The sequence below is a fragment of the Streptomyces sp. L-9-10 genome, assembly GCF_004151105.1.
Lineage (GTDB): Bacteria > Actinomycetota > Actinomycetes > Streptomycetales > Streptomycetaceae > Streptomyces.
In genome coordinates, this window is record NZ_PHRF01000095.1 from 331,458 (window position 1) to 355,771 (window position 24,314).

26 protein-coding genes are annotated in these 24,314 nt (G+C 68.6%); 11 read left to right on the forward strand and 15 right to left on the reverse strand.

The genetic code is table 11. From position 1 onward, the window contains the following. Positions 1-198 precede the first annotated feature (198 nt). The 3 genes from CU044_RS22850 to CU044_RS22860 are packed head-to-tail and all read left to right on the forward strand — an operon-like array spanning position 199 to position 3,190. Positions 199-684, forward strand: coding sequence for a hypothetical protein (locus tag CU044_RS22850; RefSeq protein WP_240045774.1), 486 nt, complete (start codon positions 199-201; stop codon positions 682-684). Beyond that, positions 681-2,579 carry an alpha/beta hydrolase gene (locus tag CU044_RS22855; RefSeq protein ID WP_129770587.1) on the forward strand — a complete coding sequence of 633 codons (1,899 nt, stop codon included), beginning with the start codon at positions 681-683 and terminating at the stop codon, positions 2,577-2,579. Before CU044_RS22850 ends, CU044_RS22855 begins: the two co-directional genes overlap by 4 nt. Beyond that, positions 2,576-3,190, forward strand: coding sequence for a hypothetical protein (locus CU044_RS22860; protein WP_240045775.1), 615 nt, complete (start codon positions 2,576-2,578; stop codon positions 3,188-3,190). Before CU044_RS22855 ends, CU044_RS22860 begins: the two co-directional genes overlap by 4 nt. Before the next feature lie 84 nt (positions 3,191-3,274). Here CU044_RS22860 and CU044_RS22865 read toward each other — a convergent pair whose 3' ends face one another. Beyond that, positions 3,275-3,802 (reverse strand): ATP-binding protein, encoded by a 528-nt coding sequence (locus tag CU044_RS22865; protein ID WP_240045776.1) that lies wholly within the window; start codon positions 3,800-3,802, stop codon positions 3,275-3,277. A 281-nt stretch (positions 3,803-4,083) separates the two neighbouring features. Here CU044_RS22865 and CU044_RS22870 point away from each other — a divergent pair, with 281 nt between their 5' ends. Together CU044_RS22870 and CU044_RS22875 are read left to right on the forward strand one after the other, a co-directional pair. Then, complete coding sequence (locus CU044_RS22870; RefSeq protein WP_129770588.1) at positions 4,084-4,935, forward strand: helix-turn-helix transcriptional regulator; 852 nt, start codon at positions 4,084-4,086, stop codon at positions 4,933-4,935. 9 nt (positions 4,936-4,944) lie between these two features. Further along, positions 4,945-5,136, forward strand: coding sequence for a hypothetical protein (locus CU044_RS22875; RefSeq protein WP_129770589.1), 192 nt, complete (start codon positions 4,945-4,947; stop codon positions 5,134-5,136). 78 nt (positions 5,137-5,214) lie between these two features. Here the strand turns inward: CU044_RS22875 and CU044_RS22880 are convergent, their stop codons facing one another. The 14 genes from CU044_RS22880 to CU044_RS22945 all read right to left on the reverse strand — a co-directional run bounded on the left by CU044_RS22880 (position 5,215) and on the right by CU044_RS22945 (position 17,820). Beyond that, positions 5,215-5,772 (reverse strand): OmpA family protein, encoded by a 558-nt coding sequence (locus tag CU044_RS22880; protein ID WP_240045814.1) that lies wholly within the window; start codon positions 5,770-5,772, stop codon positions 5,215-5,217. A gap of 98 nt (positions 5,773-5,870) precedes the next feature. Next, complete coding sequence (locus tag CU044_RS22885) at positions 5,871-6,467, reverse strand: hypothetical protein (RefSeq protein WP_129770591.1); 597 nt, start codon at positions 6,465-6,467, stop codon at positions 5,871-5,873. A gap of 32 nt (positions 6,468-6,499) precedes the next feature. After that, positions 6,500-7,189, reverse strand: a complete 690-nt coding sequence (locus CU044_RS22890) for a pilus assembly protein TadG-related protein (RefSeq protein ID WP_129770592.1) — start codon at positions 7,187-7,189, stop codon at positions 6,500-6,502. 2 nt (positions 7,190-7,191) lie between these two features. Then, positions 7,192-7,428: a hypothetical protein gene (locus tag CU044_RS22895; protein ID WP_030353018.1), complete on the reverse strand. Its 237-nt coding sequence runs from the start codon at positions 7,426-7,428 to the stop codon at positions 7,192-7,194. Between the two features lie 281 nt (positions 7,429-7,709). Continuing rightward, a complete protein-coding gene (locus CU044_RS22900; RefSeq protein WP_129770593.1) occupies positions 7,710-8,795 on the reverse strand; it encodes a response regulator transcription factor in 1,086 nt (361 codons plus the stop codon). An 84-nt stretch (positions 8,796-8,879) separates the two neighbouring features. Next, on the reverse strand, positions 8,880-10,217 hold the full coding sequence (locus CU044_RS22905; RefSeq protein ID WP_129770594.1) for a histidine kinase: 1,338 nt from the start codon (positions 10,215-10,217) through the stop codon (positions 8,880-8,882). A gap of 95 nt (positions 10,218-10,312) precedes the next feature. After that, on the reverse strand, positions 10,313-11,197 hold the full coding sequence (locus CU044_RS22910; protein WP_129770905.1) for a DUF5936 domain-containing protein: 885 nt from the start codon (positions 11,195-11,197) through the stop codon (positions 10,313-10,315). Between the two features lie 33 nt (positions 11,198-11,230). Then, entirely contained in the window at positions 11,231-12,172 is a 942-nt protein-coding gene (locus CU044_RS22915) for a type II secretion system F family protein (RefSeq protein ID WP_129770595.1), read from the reverse strand. Between the two features lie 96 nt (positions 12,173-12,268). Beyond that, complete coding sequence (locus tag CU044_RS22920) at positions 12,269-13,609, reverse strand: CpaF family protein (RefSeq protein ID WP_129770596.1); 1,341 nt, start codon at positions 13,607-13,609, stop codon at positions 12,269-12,271. Positions 13,610-13,710: 101 nt separating this feature from the next. Beyond that, a complete protein-coding gene (locus CU044_RS22925; RefSeq protein WP_129770597.1) occupies positions 13,711-14,091 on the reverse strand; it encodes a TadE/TadG family type IV pilus assembly protein in 381 nt (126 codons plus the stop codon). A 3-nt stretch (positions 14,092-14,094) separates the two neighbouring features. Then, the gene (locus tag CU044_RS22930; protein ID WP_129770598.1) at positions 14,095-14,508 is read right to left on the reverse strand and encodes a TadE family protein; all 414 of its coding nucleotides are present in this window, start codon (positions 14,506-14,508) and stop codon (positions 14,095-14,097) included. A gap of 224 nt (positions 14,509-14,732) precedes the next feature. Continuing rightward, complete coding sequence (locus tag CU044_RS22935; RefSeq protein WP_129770599.1) at positions 14,733-15,989, reverse strand: AAA family ATPase; 1,257 nt, start codon at positions 15,987-15,989, stop codon at positions 14,733-14,735. A 7-nt stretch (positions 15,990-15,996) separates the two neighbouring features. Next, the gene (gene cpaB / locus CU044_RS22940) at positions 15,997-16,707 is read right to left on the reverse strand and encodes a Flp pilus assembly protein CpaB (protein ID WP_129770600.1); all 711 of its coding nucleotides are present in this window, start codon (positions 16,705-16,707) and stop codon (positions 15,997-15,999) included. 243 nt (positions 16,708-16,950) lie between these two features. After that, positions 16,951-17,820 (reverse strand): hypothetical protein, encoded by an 870-nt coding sequence (locus CU044_RS22945; protein ID WP_129770601.1) that lies wholly within the window; start codon positions 17,818-17,820, stop codon positions 16,951-16,953. Between the two features lie 533 nt (positions 17,821-18,353). On the opposite strand from CU044_RS22945, the gene CU044_RS22950 reads away from it, so the two are divergent. From CU044_RS22950 to CU044_RS22975, 6 genes are all read left to right on the forward strand, one after another. After that, the gene (locus CU044_RS22950) at positions 18,354-19,823 is read left to right on the forward strand and encodes a hypothetical protein (protein WP_240045777.1); all 1,470 of its coding nucleotides are present in this window, start codon (positions 18,354-18,356) and stop codon (positions 19,821-19,823) included. Between the two features lie 28 nt (positions 19,824-19,851). Next, a complete protein-coding gene (locus CU044_RS22955; protein WP_240045778.1) occupies positions 19,852-20,529 on the forward strand; it encodes a hypothetical protein in 678 nt (225 codons plus the stop codon). A gap of 9 nt (positions 20,530-20,538) precedes the next feature. Then, positions 20,539-20,961, forward strand: a complete 423-nt coding sequence (locus CU044_RS22960; protein WP_129770602.1) for a DUF3592 domain-containing protein — start codon at positions 20,539-20,541, stop codon at positions 20,959-20,961. A gap of 165 nt (positions 20,962-21,126) precedes the next feature. Next, positions 21,127-21,570 (forward strand): hypothetical protein, encoded by a 444-nt coding sequence (locus CU044_RS22965; RefSeq protein WP_129770603.1) that lies wholly within the window; start codon positions 21,127-21,129, stop codon positions 21,568-21,570. A gap of 36 nt (positions 21,571-21,606) precedes the next feature. Beyond that, positions 21,607-22,350: a nucleoside/nucleotide kinase family protein gene (locus CU044_RS22970; protein WP_129770604.1), complete on the forward strand. Its 744-nt coding sequence runs from the start codon at positions 21,607-21,609 to the stop codon at positions 22,348-22,350. Between the two features lie 234 nt (positions 22,351-22,584). Next, complete coding sequence (locus CU044_RS22975; protein ID WP_345790148.1) at positions 22,585-24,297, forward strand: glycoside hydrolase family 18 protein; 1,713 nt, start codon at positions 22,585-22,587, stop codon at positions 24,295-24,297. Positions 24,298-24,314 lie beyond the last annotated feature (17 nt).

Below are 24,314 nucleotides of genomic sequence, written 5' to 3' on the forward strand. Positions count from 1 at the left end.
CCGACGCACGCGACCGCGCACACGACGAAACTGACGCACTACCCCCGATGGCGACATACACCCAGGTTAGGTGCGCGTGCCTCCCCCGTCTTGAGTCCCAGGGCCCAAACCCGGACTCGTGCGCGGCAAGCGGAGGACGGGGGTTCGATAGTTTGATCCGGCGCACGTCGTAACAGGTGCAAATGGGGAGGGGCGAGCATGGCGACCGAGGCGTACTCGGAATCCTGGCGAGAGCTGATCGATCTGGCCGGTCAGGAAAGGCAGAGTGCCGCGAGCGGGCCGATGTCGTTGGCATCGGCGGGCGGTTCGGGCGGTTCCGGCGGTTCCGGCGGTTCCGGCGGCGCGGCTTCCCGCAGCGATCTGGAGCACAGCGACGGGCCCTGGACGACCGCGGCCGGCGTCGCCGAAGCCTTACGGACGAGCACCACGACCGCGAAGAGCAGGTTGACGTCCGCTCATACGGGTGTCACGGCGGCCACCGAGGGCCTGGCGAGTTCCGGCGTACTGAAGTCGGTCCTGACCTCCTGGGAGGACCGTCTGAGCTCCGTACGGGACGAGTGCGGGTCCCTGGCCCCGAAGCTGCGCCAGGTCGGCAAGGACTTGGGAGAGCGGGACACGAAGGTGAAATCCTCGCTGCGGGAAATCAACACACCGAGTGAACCGAGTGAACCGAAGGAGAAATGACCGCTGTGCTGACATGGCAGCGATTACGCGACCTGAAGTGGTCGGAGCTCCAGGACGCGGCAGACGGCTGGGGCGAGGTCAGCAACAGGGCCGACGCGGCTCGCGACCGGGTGAGCAACGAGATGACCAACCAGCTCGCGACGTCGCAGAAGGGGGAGGCGGCGACGGCCGCACTCGGGCGGCTGAAGCGGCTCGACAGGAACTTCGAGTATCTCTATACGGAGTGCGGGCTGGTCCGTACGACGCTGAACAGCCTCGCCTTCGAACTGAGCGGCGCGCAGAGGCGGTTGAAAGACGCTCTGGAGGACGCGGCGGACCTGAGGTTCACCGTGCACGCGGACGGATCCGTCAGTTACCCGGCCGGTGGAGAGAACATCATCGACGGCAAGGAGCTCCCGGGCGGCAGCACGAACGGGTCTCCCCTGGGCACGCCGTACGGCCCCTCACCGGGAGCCCCCTCGGGCGGACCGCTGCTCAGCAATCCCAACCCCCACCACGCCAAGGCCCAGGCCATCGCCGACCGTATCCTGCGGGCGGTCAGCGAGGCCCAGGACATCGACACCCGCTTCAGCGCGACACTCGGCAAGCTCAAGGCCGCCCCCGGTCTCACCGTCGACACGAAGACGTGGACGGATGCCGCGGCGGACGCCGCGGCCGTGCGGGGCGCGGCGGACGACTACTTGAAGAAGGACATCCCTAACGACAAGTCCCCGGCGGAACGCAATGCCTGGTGGACGTCCCTCACGCAGGAGCAGCGCGAGGAGTATCTCGCGGTGTACCCGAATGAGATCGGCAACTTGGACGGCATTCCCTCCGAGGTCCGCGACACGGCCAACAGAGACAACTTGCAGTTGCTGATCGGCAAGTTGGAGGGTCAGGACGGGGAGAAGGCACGGGCCCAGCTGGCGGGACTGAAGTCGATCGACGGGCAGTTACGGGCGGAGCCGGAGAAGGGCGTGCCGCCGATGTATCTGCTGGGCATCGGGGACGAGGGCAACGGCCGCGCGATCGTGTCGTTCGGCAACCCTGATGCGTCGAGGAATGTGTCCGCTTATGTTCCGGGGCTCGGGACGTCATTGGATGAGGCGTTCGCGCGCAACGATGTGAAGCGAGCGCGCGACACCGCCAAAGCCGCCAGCGACATCGACGATTCCAGCGCGGCCATCGTATGGCTCGGATACGACGCACCGCAGATGCCCGCCGAGAATGTGATCGACAATGTGGGCGTGATGTTCGAGCGTGACGGCAAGGCCGGGGCCGTCGCGTACAACGACTTCATGGCGGGCATCTCGGTCACGAACCACAATCCTGACCCGCATGTCACCGCCATCGGCCATTCGTACGGTTCATTTACCGTGGGACAGGCAGCGCAGCGGGACGGCGGCATCCCAGGAGCCGACGACATCGTCCTGCTCGGCAGCCCCGGCACCGGAGCGGATTCCGTTGAGGACCTCGGTGTCGGCAAGGGCCATGTGTATGTCGGTGCCGCGGACCACGACCCGGTGACCATGCTGCCGAGTGAGGACGAGTCAAGTGCTCTTGGCGCCGGTGTAGTGGGCGGCGCCTCCGCCGGAGCCGTCCTGGGGCTGGGCGTAGGAGGGCCGATCGGTGGCGTCGTCGGTGGCGTGGCTGGCGGTGTCGTGGGTGGCATAGCCGGATACATGTCGTCGGAGGACGAGAGTCAGCTCTGGTTCGGTACGGACCCGGCGCACGAGGACTTCGGGGCACAACGCTTCAAGGTGGATGACGGACCGCGCCCGTACATCGACGGCCAAGGGGCCACGCCTGCCCACTCGAACTACTTCGACCCCGTAAAGGACCCAATGTCCGCCCAGAACATTGCACTGATCGTCGCGGGGCGCAGCGATCAGATCTCGACCGAGGAGCCTCGGTGAAGGTGTTACGTATTGCTCTGATCACGGCTCTCACGATCAGCACAGCCGGATGCTCCAACCTGGGAATGCCAGGAGAGCAAGGAGAGGAAAAGCACGTGGTCAGCAAGATCAGTCTTCAGAAGGCAGCCGAGAAGGCCGACGCGATCATGCTGAGCACCATGTCGTCGGTCCAGCCGGCTTTGAACTGGGTGCATGACGGATCCACGGACGGCGGGTGCGGCGAATACACCATCGACGGCAAGAAGACCGGCTCCGTAACCCGGCGCACTGCGGTCATGACCATCGTCTCGGAAGCCAGACGCGGCAGTCTGCTCGGCGTGGTGGAACGCCACTGGAAGAAACAGGGGTACACGATCACCAGCATGAACACCAGCAAGGAATTCCCGGCCATCAACGCCAGTACCCCCGAGGACTTCCGCATGAGTGTCCTTGTCGGCGGCAAGGGGCAGTTCTTCTTCAGCGTCGTCACCCCGTGCTTCATCGAGTCGGAGGTCGCCCCACCCAAAACGGAAGCCAACGGGACCCCCTTCGACGGGCCGAAGGTCCCTGATCCCTCCGTCCCCTCCGACTTCTGGTCCGCGACTACCCCGATCCCGTCCCCCTCCCCCTGAAAGCGGCACCGCCTGGACGGTGAGCGTGCGGAGCCCGGGACCCGCAGACAGTACGTCCCGGGCCCCGGCCCCACGATGGTCGGTTCAGAGGCGCACCCCGCCGCGTCCCTCGATGCGCCGACACGGCAGTACCGCCCAGGACTTGACGCCCCGCTGCGGCGGCTCCGCCTCGGCCGTACCCCACTCGCCCCCGCAGTCGTCGACGCACGCGGCCAGCAACCAGAGCGCGTCCCGGCGGCGTGCAGCGCAGAGGCTCACGTCGTCGGGGTCGGTGTGGTGCGGATGCTGGTCCCAGAGGACAAGGCGGAGGGCGCCCGCGCGGTGGCGCAGGGAGAGATGGAGCTCCCGGCCCGGCGTCAGTTTGACGGCTGTGCCGATCAGTTCCGTCGCGGCGAGCGCGGCCAGGTCCGCGTACGGGGCGAGCCCGTGCACGGAGAGCGCGGACCGGATCGCGGCACGCGCGGTCGCCGCGCAGTGCGGTTCGCCGGGAAGAGTGAGGCTGTAAGCCAGGCCCTCAGGGCGGGGCGGGCGGTGGCGGCGGCGGCCGGCGAGCCCCGCGTTGGCGAGGACGGGTTGGGCCACCGGGCAGTGCGTGGCGCGCGTGAGCGGCATGGATGTCTCCCTCGGACGGGGCGAGTTGGGTCGTTCGCCGCGACGCGGCTGAGCAGCGGCTTGTCTCCCTGACGCGGGACCGCCCCTCCCAGGGAAGGAGATACGGGCAGGACCGCGTGACGCACTCCCCACTCATCTGCGTGAGCGGCGCGTTACCGACTGTAGGGCATGCGGGAGTACGTGTACTACTCTTTGATGAACGTCGTCGTGCCGCGGTTGAGCGGGTAAGCACCCACCGGCAGACTGGGATCACTCAGGCAGGAATGGGCGGGAGGGGCGGAATGCCGCCGAGGAGTTCACCCACGGAGCGTCAACGCCGGCTCGGCGCCGAGCTGCGGAAGATGCGCCTGGCTGCGGGTATGACCACGGAGTTCGCCGCCGGGTTGCTGGAGGTTCCGCGCACCAACGTGCCCAACATGGAGTCCGGCCGATCCGGACTCAGCGTCGAACGCGTACGTACGCTCTCCGGCAACTACGGGTGCGAGGACAAGGCCCTGGTCGACGCCCTCGCCGCAATGGCGATGGCCAGAGGCAAGGGGTGGTGGGAGGCGTACCGGGGCGCACTGCCCGAAGGGCTCCTGGACATCGCCGAGTTGGAATGGCATGCCACGCGCCTGAGTACGCTCCAGACAGTTCATCTTCCGGGGCTGCTGCACCTGAGCGAATACGCACGCGCCGTCTTCACCGCGGTGCTCCCTCCGCTCCCCGCGTCCGACATCGAACTGCGCGTCGCCCACCGGCTCGAACGTCGGCGGGTGCTCGACCGGCCCGACCCGGTGCGGTACGCCGGGTACGTACATGAAGCGGCGCTCCGCATGCAGTTCGGGGGCCGCCGCGCCACCCGGGAGCAGCTTCGGCATCTGTGTGCCATGTCCGAGCAAGAGAACATCGAACTCCGCGTACTGCCGGTTCAGGCCGGGGCCTTCCCGGGCGCGGGTCACGCCGTCCTCTATGCCGAGGGACCGGTGCCGCAGTTGGACACCGTTCAGCTCGACTCGGCCCACGGCCCCGTATTCAGCCACGCCGAGGGCGAACTCGTAAAATACCGCGCTCACTTCGCTTGGATGGAGACGCACGCTCTGAGCACCGCACAGTCACGTGACTTCATCCACGGGATCGCACACGAGCTCTGAGAGGTCGACATGTCAGAGATCCACTGGGAAGACGCCTTCTGCGGCGAGGGAAACAACTGCTTCCGCATAGGCACGGACGACGACGGCAACGGCTACATCTCCGTACGCGGCCAGGAGGACCAGTACCTCACCGACAGCAGCGACGCCCTGCGCAATCTGATCCGCGAGATCAAGGCCGGCAAGGCCGACCACCTGCTCTGACCCCGTACGCGCCGAGGGGGCGGGTCCGCGAACCAGTCGCGGACCCGCCCCCTCATCAGCAGCTGAGCCGGAAAGCTGTCAGCTCTCCCCGCGCGGGAAGGAGACCTCCACGCGACGGTTCTTCTTGCGGCCTTCTTCGGAGCTGTTGTCGGCGATCGGGTACTGCTCGCCGTAGCCGCGGATCTCGAAGGTGATCCCGGCGGAGGTCAGTTGCTGCTGCAGAACACCGTGCACGGCTTCGGCACGCTGCTTGGAGAGCACGTCTCCATGCGCGGAGGAGCCGAGGTTGTCCGTGAAGCCGAAGACCCGGACCTTCGTCGCGCCCTGCTTCTTGATCTCCTCGGCGATGGCGGCGATACGGGAGTTCGCGGCGGACGACAGCTTGGCGCTGTCCTTGCCGAAGAGGACCTCGGCCTGGAGCGCGAACTTCACGTTCTCGTTCGTGTCCTCGCGGCGCTCTTCGCCGCCCTCGGACTCGATGACCGAGATGATGTCGAGCACCTTGGCCGGCGCGAGGGTGGCACCCGCGCGGAGCTTGAGGCCGGAAGCGTTGCCGTCGACCTGAGGTGGCGGCGAGGTCGACTCGGTGCCGGGTGGCGTACTGGGGGTCTCGTCGGCGTGCGCACCGGGTGCCATGGTGAACTGCACACTGGCGAAGAGCACGACGGCGGCGAGGGCCGTCGCCGCCGGGCGCCTGGATGCCCTGCGCGCGCGGGGCGTCGTCGTGGCACGCATCAGGAGATCTCAATCGTCGCGGAGGGCATCAGCGGCAGTTGGAGGTCGACCTGGGTCGTGGACGACGGCGGGGCCGGGAACTGGGCGAAGAATGCCTCACTCCCACCGCCGTCGATTCGGCTGATGCCGGTCGTGGTCAGCGGGTAGCCGTCCGTGTCGCGCAGGACGTAGTAACGCTTCTTCTCCGCTTTGTCCACCAGCGTCATACCCGCCAGGGAACGGCCCGTCCGCTTCACCTGCGACTCCGAGCCGTTCCACTGGACCGGGGCCGACTGGTCACTGCCGCTGGTGTTCTTGATCGTCCCCGTCACCGTGAGGAAGCCACCCTCATCGCGGATCGCGGTGTGGATGACGAACTGGAACCCGTTGCTGCCGTTGATCGTCGCCAAGGTCTTGCTGGTATCGGGGACGGTGGTCCCGCCGTCCCCCTCACCCTCCTTGGGCTTCTCGTCTCCAGGAGCGGAGGACGACGCCCCGGCGTTCTGCTTGTTGTCCGCGTCGCCGCCCCCACAGGCTGTCAGGGAGATGCTCAGCGCCACGACAGCGAGAGCGGCCCCGGCCGCCCTACGGGCCTTCGCCCCATGCCACAGACTCATTAATCCTGTTCCTTTGCGTTCACTCGCGGTGGTCAGTCCTGGGCCAGTCGGACGGAGAATAGATCGGCAGAGTCCGGGAGCAGATCGAGGTCATCGAGATGCTCCGGATCGATCTCCCACATAGTGTCGTCACCACAGTCCAGCGAGCCGGGCGACACCGGCTCGGTGTCGCCCGGGTTGTCCTCGTCCGGCGGCGATTCGTCGCCTTCTGTGGGCGGATTCTCCTCATCTTCAGCGGGCACGAAGGTGCACCGGGGTTCCACGACCGCCGTGGCCGACGCTTCGGCCTTCTTGTCCGCGATTCCCGGCAGGATGGTGGCACCCATCGGCTTCTGGGTCCTGACATGGACCTCGAAGCCCCACCTGTCCCCCAAGGGCAGACAGCCGTTGACTTCGCCGTCCAGAACAGCCTCGTTCCGGTCGGCGAAGCGCGCCGCTGCCTGGCACCCGACCGGGGTGCCCACGGGGTTGCCGTTGAAGATGTCGTCCAAAAATTCGGGGTTCAGCAGATTCCCCAGATTCCCCAGGATGTTCAGGCTGACGAAGTCGTCGCGTGACTCCTGGGCTGCCGCCAAGGCCGCGGCGTCCGCCGCGGACTGCGCACCACTGTGTTTCGCACCGGCCTGACCGACCGCGAAGAGCGCGAGCGCGAGAAAGAGCAGGCCCGCCACCATCGTGATGTAGATGGGGGCGGCCTGCCCTGACTCGCGAGAATCGCTCATGGTCAGCTGGCGTCGAGGATCTCGCTGACCTTGTCGGACAGGCCGTTCGCGATGTCGTCCGCCACACCCGTGCCCACGATGGCCACGATGATCAGCGCCACCAGAACGATCACGCCCACGTACTCGACGGCGCCCTGACCCTTGTCGCTGCGGCGCTTCATCGCCGTGACGGCCGTGTTCGCCCAGGTGCCGACGTAGAGCTTGGCGTTGGTGGCGGCCTTCAGCGTGATGTTCGACATGGTGTTCTCCTCCGGTGTCGGCCGGCCGTGTACCGGCCGACTCGTACGAGTCTTTGGTGTCGTTCGCGTTTCCGGCTTCCTCCCGGCCGGTCTCGCTGGCGACATGAGAAACGTACGCCGGGGAAGCACCCCTCAGCATGGGCCTGAGGGCCCAACCCAGGGCCCAACGCGGGGATTGGGCCCCGCCGGGTATCGCGGAGCCCGGCAGCACGGAGCCCGGCAGCACGGAATCCGGTATCCCGGAGCCCGCCGTTCCCGTCGCCTGGTCGTCTCGCGCGCGTTCAGCCATGGCTCGCCGACCCCCCGCGCGTGATGCCGTGCCACAGGGCGATGGCCTCCCCGCGGCTGCCCGCGTTGAGCTTGGCGAAGATGCGATTGATGTGGTTCTTGACGGTCTTCTGGCTGATGAAGCAGGCCGCGGCGATCTGCTGATTGGTCATTCCCGACCCGATCAGGTCCATGATCTCCACCTCCCGCTGGCTCAGTTCGGAGTACAGGGCCGCCGAGGCCCCGGACGGTTGCCGCCCCTGAAGAGAATGTCCCACATTCGCTTGCGAAAGCGAAGGGTCTTGAGCAAATTGTTGTGCGTTCAACTCCGGATCAACCACGCCAGCCTGGACATTGGTTGACGGAAAGTACGGCGGATGCCCCGGAGGCATTGCATGTGCAGACGCAGACGTTTGCTCGGGAACGCTCGGCAAATAACCGGGGCCCGTGAACGCCGTACCCAGGCCCTCCGGCAGCTGCCCGCCCTCCGGCCGCCCGCCGGCACCGCCCCGTACCGTCGCCAGCAGCGCGCTGGACGCGGAGTAGGTGAAGTGGGCCCTGCCCTGCTTGACGTCCCGTACCGCCGCGACCAGTTGGTCCGCCGTGAACTCGCCGTGGACGAGATACCCGCCCGCGCCCAGCCTCAGCGCCTCGTGGACGATCTCGCTCTCACGGCTGTACGTCATCATCAGGACCGGGGCCAGCCGCACCAGATGAGGCAGGGCGGAGATCCCGTCCACCCCCGGCATACGCACATCGAGCAGGATCACGTCCGGCCGGTGCTGTACGGCCTGTTCATACGCCTGGCGGCCGTCCTGGGCCTCCGCGACGACCTCGATGTCGTCGCGTCCGGACAGCAGGACGGTGAGGCCCGCCCGTACCACGGGGTTGTCGTCGGCGACCACGACGCGCAGGGCCGGCGCGGCCGGCATCGTATGGGGGAAGTCGGGGAGTTCTCCGGATGCCGCCGGCGGTGCGGATGCGGGGGCTCCGGCGGTCTGTTCCGAGCTGAGCGGTGTGGCGTGCGAGGACGTGTGCTGCGAGGCATGGGCCTGCTGCGTCCAGTGTTGCCCGGAAGTGCTGGAGATGTCGTCCGGCATGGCTGCGGCCTCCTCTCAAGTGTGGGGACGAATGGGTGGTGCTTCAGGTCTGTTCAGGTCTACTCGGATCGGATCGGATCAGGTTCAGTTCAGCTGCGGGACAGGGCTCTGTGGCCGCTGTTCCTCTCCTGTAGGTCGCAGGGCGTTGAGCGGCAGTTCCAGCCGTACCTCCGTACCCTTCGCGGCCCGGCCCCTGCCGATGCGGATACGCGCGCCGATGGAGGCGGCCCGCTCGACCATGCCGACCAGTCCGAAGTGCCCGGCCCGCCGCAGATCGTTGAGGGTGGTGCCGGGCGGCAGGCCCTGACCGTCGTCGTAGACGCTGATACGCAGCACATCCCCGGCCACGCCCGCCGAGACAGTGACGGATTCGGCCTTCGCGTGGCGCTGCGCGTTCTCCATCGCCTCGGTGGCGATGGTCAGCGCGTGCCGGGCCACGGCATGCGGGATCGGCGGTACGGAGGTGTCACCGAGCCGCCGGAAGGTGGCGGACATGCCGTGGCGGCGGCCGAAGTCATCGGTACGGGAGTGGAGTTCGCCCAGGACGTCGATGCCGCCGTCCAGCCCGGACTCCCGTCGCAGGTCCGAAAGCAGCTCGCGTGATTCGGCGGCGGCCCGGCGCGCCGAGCGTGCCACCAGTTCGGCCTGGTGCTTGATGGTGCGCGGTTCCATCCGGTCCGCCGAGCTCGCCAGGCCGTCCGCCGCCATGGCCAGGCCGTGCAGGGTCTTGGCGACGGAGTCGTGCATCTCACGGGCGAGCCTCGCTCGTTCCTCCTCGACCGCGCCGCTGACCGCGAGCCGGGCGCGGGCCTCGGTCAGCGCCTGGCTCGCGGTGCCGAAACCGAGCATCAGATTGCGCAGGGTGCTGCCGATCGCGCCCGCCATGACGCACAGCCCCGGGAGCAGCAGCGCGTTGAATCCCGCCTCCGCCTCGTTGTTGACGGCGTACGCCCCGGCGACGATCAGCGACTGGAGTACGGCGAAGAGCGCGGCGCCGCGCCAGCCGTACACCAGCCCGGCGAGCAGCGGGGTGCACATGGTGACGTACGCGAGCGTCGAGTCCGGGGACGCCGTGGCCAGCAGCAGGGCGCCGAAGAACGTATCGGCGGCGAGCAGTGCGGGGTGGCGCAGCAGAAAAGGTCCGAAGCGCTCCCAGTCACGCAGCAGGACGTACGAGACCATGAACGTGACGAGTACGGCCGAGCCGACGAGCCAGATCCCCACCCCTGATGCCGTACTCCTGAGGGCGAAGGGGGCGGCGAGCGCGATCATCGCCAGACGGAAACCGAAGACCTGCCGGCACAGCGCCTGAAGGGCGTTCACCTGGATCGGCAGTGCCGGCACGTGCTTCGGGTCGGCGGTGACCGAACGCGGCACCTCACTGCTGTTGCCGCCCGCGAGAATGATGGTCTTCTGGGCCATGATGGGGGTCACCTCCCGTACTGGGGATCGGGCTCACGCGTCACTGGTCGTTGGTCATTGGTCATCGGTGCTGAGGCCATGTGGTGCTGGAGTCACTAGCCGAGGATGTCCCCGAAGTCGACGCCGGAACCGTAGTAGAAGCTGAGGACGATCAACAGCATGGTGGCCGGGAGCATGACCATCGTGACGACGAGCGTGGTCTTCGGGATGGCCTGGGCGGCCCGGCGCCGCGCGTTCTGCGCGTCGGTGCGGCGCATGTCGTTGGCGATCTGTATCAGGGTGTCCACGATCGGGGCACCCAGCTCCTCGCCCTGCTGGAGCGCCGTGACGAACATCGACACCTGCTCGGAGGCGTTGCGCTTGCGCAGCTGGTCGAACGCCTCGCGCCGGCTGACACCCATGTCCATCTGGCGCAGCGTGATGCGGAGTTCGTCGGACCAGGGGCCCTTGTACTTCTCCGCGACGCGCTCCAGCGCCTGACGGAAGCCGAGACCGGCGGAAACGACGACGGCGAGGACATCGAGGAAGTCGGGCAGCGTGCGCTCGATGTCCTCTTTCCTGCGGGCGATGTGCGAGCGGATGATGACGTCCGTCCACACCAGGCCGTACGCGAGCGCGATGAGGGCGATGATCGGCTGCCCGCGCATCACCAGCGCCAGCGCCGCCAGCACGCCCAGGATGCCGTAGACCGCGCGCCGGGCGGCGTAGCGGTCCACCGTTATACCGCCGGGGTTGCCCGCCATGTCGAGGCGGCGCCGCAGCGCGTCGACGCGCTTGGGCCCCATCATGCGGAGCACGGACGGGGCGTAACGCATCCCGAGCCGGTCTATGCCGGAGCCGACGGCGGTGGTGCGGGTGGCGCCGACCTCCAGCGCGATGGCGAGGTCGCTGGGCAGTTTGGCGTCCGCGCGGTAGAGGCGGACGCCCTGGAACGCTCCGTAGACGGACAGTCCGACGACGACCGCGAGCAGTAGACCCATCATGTTCTCTCTCCTCCTTCCTCGGACCCGGAATCAGACCTGGACGCGGGACATGCGCTGGATCAGGAAGAAGCCCACGCCGTACATCGCGAAGGCGACCACGACCGCGGCCTGGCCGAGCACCGTTCCCGTCATCTTGTCCAGCGCTCCGGATGACATGGCGTTGATCACCAGCAGGAAGCCGAGTCCGAGCATCGGCACCGCCACGGCGGTGACCTTGATCTGGGAGAGCATGGTCTTGACCTCTCGGCGGGTTTCCTTGCGCTCGTCCAGCGTCTCCGTGAGGTTGCGCAGCGAACTCACCACCTGGCCGCCGGCCCGGCTGGAGAGCACCAGCGTGGTGACGAGGACGACCAGTTCACGTGAGGGCAGCCGGTCGGACAGCTCGCCGAGCGCGTCGTCCATGGACTGGCCGACGGCGAGCTGGTCGGCGACCTTGCGCAGTTCCTCGCCCGCCGGGTCGTCGAGTTCCTCGGCCGCCATCGCCAGCGCGGTACGCAGGGCCAGTCCGGCCTGGGTGGCGTTGGCGAGCACGCGGGTCAGCTCGGGCAGCTGGTTGATGAAGGCTTCCGTGCGCTTGGTGCGCTGCCAGTTGAGGAAGGCGTTGGCGCCCCAGATGCCGATCAGCGCCGCCAGGATGCCGAAGAACTGGGCGAAGATCGCGCCGATGCTGAAGTACAGCGCGAGCAGCCCGGCCACGACGTACACGAAGTACTCGCCGGGGGTCAGATCGAGGCCCGTCACCGCGATCTTGCGCTCGATGCGCTTGCCGAGCTTCGTCGTACGGAGCCACTGGTCGACACCGACGAAGTGCCGGCGGCGGCCGGACACCGTGGAGATCTGTCCCGTCTGGGACATGCGCGCGACGAGTACCTGCCGCTGGGCCTTCCCCGACGAGTAGATGTGCACGCCGATAACAGCGAGCACACAGGTGAGCAGCGTGACGCCGATCGTCAGGAGCGGGAGATTATCCATGTCGTGCGGGACCTTCTCGGTGGACGAGGTGAAGAGTGGACGATGTTGGGGCGGGGCGGCGGGGCCGGGGCCAGGGGCGGGGGGCGTCGGATCGGTTCAGGCCGCCGATTTGCGTACGGCCAGCTCCTCCTCCGCGACAGCGACCCCGAAGGCCGGCGGGACGGGTTCGCTCTTGAGGTAGAGACGGTCGGCGATCCGGCGCGGCAGCGGGTAGTACTCGAACTTCCCGTGCACCCGCCCGTCCGCGGACACCGGCTGGGCGATATAGCGGCAGACGGAGACGATCCGGTACTCCTCGCGGCCGTGTGAGTCCACGATGGCGATCTCGGTCACCCGGCGGGAGCCGTCGGCGTGCCGGGTGAGCTGCACGATGACATCGACGGCGCTGTTGATCTGGTCCTTGATCGCCACGAACGGGATCTCGACCTCCGACATGGAGGCCAGGGTCTGGAGTCGCATCAGAGCGTCCTCGGCGCTGTTGGCGTGGACGGTGGCGAGCGAGCCGTCGTGACCGGTGGACATCGCCTGGAGCATGTCGAGCGTCTCGCCGCCACGGACCTCACCGACGATGATGCGGTCGGGGCGCATACGCAGGGAGTTGCGTACGAGGTCGCGGATGGTGACCTGGCCCTTGCCCTCCACGTTCGAGGGGCGGCTCTCCAGCGTGATCACATGGGACTGCTGGAGCTGGAGTTCGGCGGAGTCCTCGATGGTGACGATGCGCTCGCCGTCGGGGATGAGTCCGGAGAGGGCGTTGAGCAGCGTCGTCTTGCCGGTGCCGGTGGCGCCGGAGACGATCACGTTGAACTTGGCACGCACCAGACCGGACAGCAGGACCATCATCTGCTCGTCCAGCGAACCGAGGCCGATCATCTCCTGAAGGGTGAAGGCCCTCGGGAAGCGCCGGATGGTGAGGATCGGCCCGGTCAGCGAGAGCGGCGGAATGATCACGTTCACACGCTCGCCGGACGGCAGTCGGGCGTCGACCATCGGATTCGCCTCGTCCACACGGCGGTTGACCGTGGAGACGATGCGCTCGATGGTCTGCATCAGCTGCTCGTTGGAGGTGAACCGCATCGGCAGCTGCTCCAGCCGGCCGCCGCGCTCGACGAAGACCTGGTCCGCGCCGTTCACCATGATCTCGCTGATGGAGGCGTCTTCGAGCAGGGGCTCCAGGATGCCGAGACCGAGGGCCTCGTCGACGACCCGGCGGATGAGCTGGGACCGCTCGACGGTCGAGAGGACCGGGCCCTCCCTGCTGATGATGTGGCTCAGGACCCGTTCGAGGCGGGCCCGGCGCTCGGCCGCGGCGAGCGCGGACATCTCGGCGAGGTCGATCTCCTCCAGGAGCTTGGCGCGGTAGACCCCGACGAGGAGACTCTCCTCGCTGTGCCCGTTCGTCGGCTCGGGGCTGTTGATGCGCGCCCGCAGGCTCATGTCCTCAACTCCCAGGTTCTGCTGGTGTGCTCGGGTGGTGCGGTGATGCGGTGGTGATGCGGTGGTCGCGTCCATGACCAGCGTGCGGCCGGACGCCCGGGTCAGTCGAGGGGCATGGTGGCGCTCCTCTTGGCCTTGGGAAGGTCCATGCCGGGCAGGATGGCCGGGATCGTGACCTCCGCGGTGACCGTCACCTCGTCGCCGCTGATGTTCGGATCCGGGATGTTGACCGTCAGCCAGTCGCTCGTCGCGGCCTCGCCGGCCGCTTGAGGTGACAGGTTGACATCGTTGTACGTGGCTGCTCGGGCCGCTGTCCGCGCCGCCGTGCTCGCCTGCGTCACGGCGTACCCGGCCAGCCCGAGCTGGATCGCGGCGAGGGCGAGGACGAGCAGCAGGGTGATGACGCCGACGTATTCGAGGGCGATCTGGCCCTGTTCGCGCGTGCCGCGTTCGCGCGTGCCGCGCGCTGTGCGCTTCACCATGGGTCAGCTCTCCCTTACGGCCGAGGCCTGGCCCGGGACGGTGACCGGGATGTTGAAGCCGGGGAAGAGCACCGGCACTTCGAGTTCGACCTCGGCCTCCACCAGACCGGTGTCGGGGTCGTCCGAGCAGCTGATCGTGGCGCTCCAGGCCCCGGGAAGGTTCTCGGTCCCGGCCCGCTCGCAGGCCGCGGCGAGCGTCTCCGTCTCGGCGACCGTGCCCGCCCGCACCGCCTCGTCCGCCGCGTTGCCCGCGAGCGAGAAGGTGTAGCCGACCAGGGCGGCCTGCCAGAGCAGGATCACCGTGCCCAGGATGATCGGCACCATGCCGACGAACTCGACGGCGAGCTGCCCCCGGTCGTCACGAAGCCGCGCGCCACGAAGCCGCGCGTCACAGAGCCGCGCGCCACGAAGCCGCACAGAGCGCAGCCACGCGCCCCGCGACCGGTCACCACGCAGGCGGTCGCCCCGCGGACGGCCGCCACACAAGCGCTCGCCACGCAAGCGCTCGCCGTCGCTCGGCCGCTCAGCGCGCGAGCCGCCGTCGCCCGGCCGCGCGGCCGGGCCCTCTCCGTATCGTCGTACGTCTGCTCTTGGGACACTCATGCTTCAACGCTCCCCCTCCGGCGGGTGGGCTGGCCTCATCAGTCGTGCTGCTTCGATCGTCCGCGCAGGACCCCGACCGATCCGCGGTCTCCCTTGAACTTGCTGCTTTTCTCCCCGCCTTCGGGCGTTTTCACCAGGCCCAGTTCCCCGGCCAGCCCCCACATCGCCTGCTTCACCGTGGACCTGGACTCCAGGTCCTGCATCCGGCCGGCGTCGACCGCGGACTGCAGTTCCTTGAAGTTGGCCGGGATCGTCACGCGCGCGACACGGGTGCTGGTGATCCGTTCGATCAGCGGCGGCTGGATCTCGGTGTTGCGCGTGTGGCGGTTGACGACGATCACGGTCTCCTCCGCCTTGCGGATCTGGAGCCGGTCCCACAGCCGCACCATGCGCTTCGCCGCCCGGACCGACACCACATCGGGGGTCGTCAGCAGCAGGGTGGTGTCGGCCATCTCGATCGCGGCGGCGTTGGCGCTGTTCATCTGGGTGCCGCAGTCGATGATGACGACCTCGTAGCGGTTGCGCAGCGCGCTGACGATCTGCCGTACGGACCGTTCGTTGACCTCCTCGCCGCGCTCCCCCTCCCCCGGCGCCAGCAGCATCCCTATGCCGCTCGGGTGGATGTAGACCGCGTCCTGGAGCACCCGGGGAGATATGTCCTGGATGGTGGCGAGGTCCACGATCGACCGCCGGAACTGCACATCGAGGTACGAGGCGATGTCGCCGGCCTGGAGGTCGAGGTCCGCGAGCGCGGTGTTCATGCCGGACGCCCGCGCCGCCAGGGCCAGCTGGACGGCGACCATGGTCGTGCCCACGCCGCCCTTCGCGCCGCTGACGGTGATGACCGTACCGCCGGGGCCGGTGAACACATCGGCGCCCTGGCCGAGATGGCGCCGTACACCCACCGACCAGGCCGCCGCAGCCTGTACGCGCTGGGCGAGTTCCTCGTACGAGAGCGGCAGTCCGACCAGACCCCGGGCGCCGGAGTCCATCGCGGCCGCGAAGAAGCCGGGACCGGCGTCCGTGGTGACGAGGATGACCCCGACGGCCGGGAAGCGCAGGGCCACTTCCCGGATCAGTTCGAGCGCCGGTACCGGACCGATCCGCTCATGGACCAGGACCACTTCCGGCAGCTCGTCGATCGACTCGGCGGCCAGCCTGGCCAGGGTGTCGATCAGCGAGGTGGAGTCGCCGACCGGTGCGGCCGGTTCGGCGTCAGGGAGCTGACTGAGCAGAGTCGTGATGGACCGGGCGGCGTCGGCGTCCCCGACGACCGGCAGGATTCTGGTGCTCATACGTCCCTCACTTGTCCCCTTCGAGGGTGTAGGTGTTCTCCCCCGGGCGCAGCGTGGTGGGGCTGCCGTCGGCGAGGAGCGCGAGGCGTACGTGCTTCGCGAAGGACTCGGCGTACGCGACGCGCTGGGCGTCCTTGGTCTTCAGCGCGAAGGTGATCGGCACCGCCTTGGTGGCCGCGCTGCGGTTGCTGCTGCTCTCGTCGGGCTGGAGTGCGGTGAGCTTGCCGACCTCGAGGACCTTGGCGTTGGGGACGATGATCCGTGACTGGGCCTGGGCGTCCTTGTTCTCGGCGGCGAAGGTCGCGAAGATGTTGACCAGGTCACCCGGCAGGATCTTCCCGGCGACACCGGTCGACGCGTCGATCATGATCGCGATTTCCTGCTCGTCGTTGGCGAGCGCGGGCCGGTTGACGATCATGTCGTCCTGGAGCAGCGAGCCCTGCTTGAGCTGGGTGACGGCGATCTTTCCGTTGACGACGGCCAGATCGGTCACCGCGTTCTCGGAGAGCCAGCGCTTCGGCATGCTGATCTTCTCGAACTGCCCCTCGGTGAGCGGGGTGTACGGCGCGACGTCCGCCTTCAGCCGGTACGCGGACACCTCGGGTCCGACCTTCGAATTCACGTCGCTGATCACGGAGAGGACACCGGCGAACGCGGCGAAGGCGCAGAGGACCGAGAGAAGAAGGAGTATGACGCCGCGGCGTTGCCGTGAATTCATGGGCGGAGCAACCTCGTTCGGTGACGTGAGTGTGAGGGCGGGGTGTCAGGGCTGAGAAGGAGACCGACGTGTGAAATCGGTGTGTCGAATTGGTGTGTGAAGCGGGAGCGGGGGAGTCTGACGATTGGATCGGGGGTATCGGGAGCCGGGGGAGGAAACGGGGCCCTGGGGCCGGAGGAGCGCGAGGAGAGCGCCCCGGTCGTGAGCGGGTCGTGAGGGGTGCCGCACGCGCGGCGCGTACGCCTAGGTGGATGTTCCGTGGTTCAGGACACCGGCGGCGCCCATTTGGTTCTCCGGCGGTGTCAGTGGAGCCGAACAGAATCCGCAGCGATCACCTATGAGTTCGATGCCGCACCAGGAACACACCTCTCTTCGTACGGAGGAGACCAGCTGATAGAGGACGGAGATGTCCGGCAGGAACGCGGCGAACTCGACCATCTTGGAAGTCCCCCACCAGCGCGGAGAATCCGCCGGGAGAGCACTTTCCTGGATCCCCTGGACGCGCCACGCGGGCGCGAGGGTCTTGGTCACCCAGTCGGACTGCAACTGCCCTTTTCCGACGATGAGTTGGGTCCCGAAGTCGGGGCCCGCGAGTTTTCCGGCTCCGCCGATCTTGATCAGTTGGGGCGACGGGTTGGCGAGCACCCCGAACTGGGATCCGGGCACCCAGGACTTCGCATGGGTCTTGAGACTCACGGGCACCCGGTCGAGCCTGGTCACGGAGTTGAGCTGCGCCCCGGCGTAGATGTAGTGCGAGAGCAGCCGGGCCGCGGAAGCGACGATTCCGGCACTGAAGTCACAGATGGACAATTGCCGCAGCTGGCGCACCAGTACGGCCACGCCGAGCGGCGGCAGATCGAGCTTGAGCAGGGCGATCCGGTCGGTCTCCAGGACCGACCGGACGGTGTGCAGGCGTCGTTCGTGAGCCGCCGTGATCGACGCGGGGTAGAGCGCCACGACGTAGCCGTGCTGCTCCACGAGAACCTGCATGTCGGCGAGCGCGGCGTCCAGTGGCTGGGCGTCGGGTGACTGGAGCAGCGCCGCGGTCGGCGTCTGCTGGTCCGTCGGTGGTAGCACCAGATCAGGACTGGTGACAGCAATCGCGGTCGGCACGCTGGTTCCCCGTTCGGCTCCGGCCGCCGGAGTCCCGACGGCCGCAGTTCTGTCTCCTGCTCCGTGCTTCTGCTTCAGCACTTTATCCACCTCGTACTGCGCAGAGAACACCTATCAGATGACGATGCCAGGGATACGGGTGGCAGCCTCCGGCAAAGCGGGCGAAGCAGTCAGTTGTTCACTGCCGTTTCAATTAATATTCCATTTGGTCGAATTCCGCATCCAATCGCTCCAGTTTGGGCCCGAGTTGGGCCCACGGGCCCACGAACGGGCATCACCGGGGCCCGTACGCTCCCCTTCCGATTCCGTGTGCGAGAGGCACTCGGTCACCGAGGGGGACGGGTCGGATGAGAAGCCGGATCAGACGCCGGATGAGACGCCGGGTGGAGCCCTGGATGACACACGGCTCGGCACACCGCACGGCACACCGCACGGCACATCGGACGGCACACCGGACGGCACACCGGACGGGACGGCGGAAGCCGCCTGACGGCGCTCGTGACCGAGGGGCCACGGCCACCGAGTACGCGGGCGTGATCGTGGTCGTGGCGGCCGTCGTCGGGGCGCTGGTCGGTACGGGAGTCGACCAGACCCTGGCGGACGGTCTGCGCTGTCTGATCACCTTCAGCGGCCCCTGCGACGCGGGCGGCGGCGGTGACCAGGACCGGGCCACGCCCAGGACCGACGCCGACTACGAGCCGCCGCTGTGCCAGATCTCCTCGGTCACCGACAAGGCGGGCGCCAAGGCGAAGGTCCTCTTCATCGAGTGGGGCGAGGAGTACGGCTTCCAGCAGACGACGTTCCAGTCCAACAAGGACCTCAACAAGGACGGCAGGGTTGACGCGAACGACCAGCAGGTCATGATGACGTTCACCGACGCCGCCTCCGTCGCCGCCAAGAAGGACTGGAAACCGGGCGCGAAGATCGGCAAGTTCGGCGCGGACAAGGTCGAGCTGGGCGCCGGGATCAAGGTCACCAACGGCGACACCTGGGTCTTCGACAGTGAGGAGCAGGCCGCGTCGTTCCGTGACGACATCGAGGAACTCAAGACGTACGAGCTGGCCAACCGCAACACCAACGCGCGCGGCGGCGGCCTCGGCAACAGCATCCTCTACCTCTTCGGCAAGGGCCCGATGGCCAAGGAGGAGGAGCTGCGCGACCGGATCGAGGAGAAGCTCGGCAACCGCCACATCAGCTACGGCAAGGTCGGCCTGGAGGCCAGCGCGGCGGGCGGGCTCAAGCTGTCGGCGGGTGACGAGAAGAAGCTGAGCGCCACCCTCGGCGGCACCTTCAAGTTCTCGCCCGAGGTGACCTGGACCGACAACAGCTTCAAGGGCACCAAGGCGTACACGTACAGCGCGGCCGTCGAGTACGGCGGCAAGGTCGGGTACGAGGCCGGGCCCCTCGGCGGGGAGGCCTCCTCGTCCACCACGCAGACCGGCACGATCACCGTCACACACGACAAGAAGACGGGCGAGCTGCTGCGCATCGACATGACCCGCACGGTCGAGAAGGGCGCCACGAAGGACGGCGTGAAGGTCGGCGGGGACAACGGCAAGGACGGCGACGACAAGCGCGGCGGCAGCGGCGGGGCGAAGGGCACCGACGGGGCCACCGGTATCGAGGTCGTCACCAACTCCGTGGTCATCCCGCCCGGCTCCGACGGCGACGAGCAGCGCCGGATCGCGCAGGAGTGGCTGGACGGACACGGCGACAACGCCGCGCCCTTCACCTACATGTTCGACGACCACGCGCCGACGAAGCGCCCCGGCGCGGACGATCCGTTCGGGCGGCTCCTCTTCGACGAGGGGCTCTCCAGCCGGACGAACTACACCGGAAACACGGAGGCCGCGGAGTACGGCTTCGAGCTGAACCTGGGGCTCAGCCTCGGCTTCTCGGTCTCCACCGAGAAGAAGGAGGAGACCCTCGACGAGGCGCGGTTCCTGGGGGCACCCCATGGGGACAGCCGCACCTATCTTCCGTACAGCTACTGTGCGAACTGACCCGGCCGGCGACAGGAGCACACCAGCCATGAGGACACCCGCCATCACCACCCCGACCAGGCCGAACAGCGCGAGCAGCGGAAGCACCGGGAGCAGCCCGAGAGGCGGCGTCGGCGGCGGCCCGAGGAGCGGGAGCGGCCCGGGAAGCGGAAGGACACCGCGCCGGCCGGCCGCCGCTTCCGCCACCGCCGCCGCCTGCGCCGCCGTCGTCGCGCTGGTGGCCGGGTGCGGTACGGACACGACGGCCGGCGTGGTGCCCGAGGGCTGGGGCACGCTGAAGACCTCCGCGGTCACGGTCGCCCACCCGCCCGCCTTCACTCCCCAGAGCGCCGGCGAGCGGAGCACGTACAACGCCGCGGCGGCGACGCTCACCGAGGGCGGCGAGGACGTCGGGATGATCACCGTCCAGCTCGACTTCACCAACGCCGACTCGGTGGACGAGGCGGCGATCGGCGCCGAGGCGGGCATCGCCCTCGGCTCGACGCTGGGGAAGCAGCGCGAGGTCGAGGTCGCGGGGCCCGAGGGCAGGGCGGAGGCGCGGCGCATCGACTTCGAGTTCACCGAGAAGGGCTCCCGGATCAAGGGCGTGATCGTCGCCGGGCTCGACTCCGCGAAGAAGTCCTACGCGGTACGGGTCGACGCGGCCAGGGGAAGACTCGGCGACGGCGACCTGACGAAGATCATCGACTCGATCACCCTCAAGTAGGCGGCCACCATGGACATCCCGGGCGGTGACTACGTCTTCTTCGGGGGCATGACCCTGCTGTTCGGCTGGCTGGCGGCCCACTACGCCCGGCGGCTGGCGGCGGTGACACGCGCGCTGCGGGCGGGCGGCCGGGCGGCCGGTGTGTGCGTACGGATCGAGAGCGAGCCGTACAACCGCTCGGACGCGCGCCGGTACGTCTTCTCCTTCCGCACCCCGGACGGGCGGAGCGTCGAGTTCGAGGATCTGGCGACGGGCGCGGTGCGGGTGGGCTCGCAGGTCACGGTGGCGTACGACCCGGCGGCCCCCGAGCGCACGGCGACGGTCGCGGGGCGCGGCAACTGGCCGCCGGTGGCGCAGTACGTACTGCTGGTGACGGGGTGCGGGCTGGCGGCGGCCTGCTTCGCGGCGGTGCTGGTGTTCACGGCGATCTGAGCGGGGCCGGTGCGGACCGGTCCGGCCGGTCCGGTCCGGGGCACCGCGGCTCCCGGTCCGATCCGGGAAATGAATCGACAGCGAAAACGATCTGAAGAACGATCTGAAGTACGGGGATCTGATGCACGGCGATCTGTTCAGCCATCCGTTCGGAGGCGAGAGGCGATGACGCGGTACGACTATCCGAGGGCGCCCACGCGCCGGGACGGGAGAGGCGGAGCGCCGGTCTTCGCGCTCATGCGCGCCTGGGCGGCCGGCATCGTCATGCTGCTCATCACGGAGTATCTCCAGGCCACGCTGGTCTACGACCACCTGGCCTCGGACGAGAAGCTGGAGACGTTCACCGGCCGTCTGCTGCTGATCCATCTGCCGAACGCCGTCTGCATCGCCGTCGCCGCGTGGGCGGCGGGACGCTTCCACCACGAGCCGTTCCGCGACGCCACGGTGCAACATCTGGCGGCGGTCCTCACCGTGCCGGTGGCCGCTCAGGCGCTGAACATGTCGCTCCAGTGGCAGGACCTGGCGGCCGAGGGGCTGCTGATGTCGAACGCGGTGCTGGTGGTCGGGTGCGTGACGGGCTACGCGGTGGAACGGCTCCAGGAGGACTGAACGTTCCGGCCGCGGCCGCCGAAATACGCTCGGCGCATGACTCCCCAGCGACCCCCTCGGCCCCCGCAAGCCCGGCCGCTCCGGCAGCCCCAGCAACTCCGGCACCTCCTTGAGCGCGCGCGGCGCCTGGCCGCGAACGGTGCGAACGACACGGGCGGCACGGCCGGTCCCGGCCACCGCCGGATCCTCGGAATCGCCGGGCCGCCCGGCGCGGGCAAGACCACCCTCGCCGCCCACATCGCCGGTGCGCTCGGCCAGGACCGCGCGGTCCTGGTCCCGATGGACGGCTTCCACCTCGCCGACACCGAACTGCGCCGGCGGGGACTCCTCGGCCGCAAGGGCGCTCCGGAGACCTTCGACCCGTACGGCTACACCGCACTGCTGCGGCGGCTGCGGACCGCGCGGGCGGGCGAGACGGTGTACGCGCCCGGCTTCGACCGTGAACTGGAGCAGCCGGTCGCGGGGACCATCCCCGTCCCGCCCGACGTGCCACTCGTGATCACGGAGGGGAACTACCTCCTGCTGGACGACGGCCCGGACGGCCCCTGGAGCGAGGTGCGCGGGCTGCTCGACGAGACCTGGTGGGTCGATCTGGCGGACGAGGAACGGGTACGGCGGCTGATCGCCCGCCACGAGCGGTTCGGCAAGCCGCCCGCCGAGGCGGAGCGCTTCGTCCTGGAGTCCGACGAGGCCAACGCCCGCCTGGTCGCCCCCGGCCGGTCCGCCGCCGACCTCGTGGTGACCTTCGCGGACGGCGAGGCGCCGGGGGACGCTCCGTAAACGCGCGTCCGGCCCGGACAGACCAGGCCCGGGAAGGTTCCGGACCGGCCCGGGAAGGTTCCGGACCGGCCCGGGACGGACGGTTCCGGACCGGCCCTGCCCCACCCCTTCGTGTACGACCTGCTGCCACAGGTCTTGACAACTTGATTGGTCTGGACCAGTTTTACGCCCGACGGTGGCCACCGTTCCCCCTCTCACGTACCTCCATCCCCGAAACCCAGCCGGAGGCAGCAAGTGGAACGTGCACCAGGCGGCAGACGACGTATCAGAACCTGGATCGGCGGGACGGTGGCCGTGCTGGCCGCCGGCGCGCTGAGCCTGACCGGGCTCACCGGCACCGCGCAGGCCGCCGACGTCAACGTGGCCAAGAACGCGGGCTTCGAGTCCGGGCTCACCAACTGGACCTGCTCGGCGGGCAGTGGGGCCACCGTCGGATCTCCCGTGCACGGGGGCGCCGCCGCGCTCCGGGCCACCCCGGGCGGCCAGGACAACGCCAAGTGCACCCAGGCGGTCGCCGTACAGCCCAACTCGACGTACACACTGAGCGCCTGGGTCCAGGGCGGGTACGCGTATCTCGGGGCCGAGGGGACGGGCACCACCGATGTGTCGGCCTGGACTCCGGACAGCTCCGGCTGGAAGCAGCTGACCACCACCTTCAGGACCGGCGCCTCGACCAGGTCCGTGACCGTCTACACGCACGGGTGGTACGGCCAGAGCGCCTACTACGCGGACGACGTGTCCGTCTTCGGCCCCGACGGCGGCGGGGGCGGCGACCCCGAGCCCCAGGTACCCGGTGCGCCCTCCGGGCTGGCGGTCGGCTCGGTGACGTCGTCGTCCGTGACCCTCAACTGGTCCGCCGTGTCCGGCGCGACCGGCTACAACGTCTACCGGGCCGGTACGAAGGTCCAGTCGGCGAGCGGTACGTCCTCGACCGTGACGGGGCTGGCCGCGAACACCTCGTACGACTTCCAGGTGACCGCCACCAACGCGGCCGGTGAGTCCGCGAAGTCCGCGACCGTGACCGGCAGGACCTCCCAGGGCGGCGGCGGCAACCCGGGCCCCGGCGTCCCGAAGCACGCGGTGACCGGCTACTGGCAGAACTTCAACAACGGCGCGGCCGTCCAGAAGCTCCGTGACGTGCAGGCGCAGTACGACATCATCGCCGTCTCGTTCGCCGACGCGACCACCACGCCCGGCCAGATCACCTTCAACCTCGACCCGGCCGTCGGCTACGCCTCCGTCGCCGACTTCAAGGCGGACATCGCCGCGAAGAAGGCCGCGGGCAAGTCCGTGATCATCTCGGTCGGTGGCGAGAAGGGCAGCATCTCCGTCAACAGCGACGCCTCGGCGACCGCCTTCGCGAACAGCGCCTACGCGCTGATGCAGGAGTACGGCTTCAACGGCGTCGACATCGACCTGGAGAACGGCCTCAACTCCACCTACATGACGAAGGCGCTGCGCCAGCTCTCCGCGAAGGCGGGCGCGGGCATGGTGCTGACGATGGCGCCGCAGACGATCGACATGCAGTCGACGGCCGGTGAGTACTTCAAGACCGCACTGAACGTGAAGGACATCCTCACCGTCGTCAACATGCAGTACTACAACAGCGGTTCCATGCTCGGCTGCGACGGCAAGGTCTACTCACAGGGCTCCGTCGACTTCCTCACCGCCCTCGCCTGCATCCAGCTCGAAGGCGGTCTCGACCCCTCCCAGGTCGGCATCGGCGTCCCCGCCTCCACGCGCGGCGCGGGCAGCGGATACGTGGCACCGTCCATCGTGAACAACGCCCTGGACTGCCTGACCAAGGGCACGAACTGCGGCTCCTTCAAGCCGTCCAGGACCTACCCCGGCCTGCGCGGCGCCATGACCTGGTCCACCAACTGGGACGCGACGGCGGGCAACGCCTGGTCGAACGCGGTCGGCCCGCACGTCCACGGCCTCCCGTAGGGCCGTCACACCGTAGA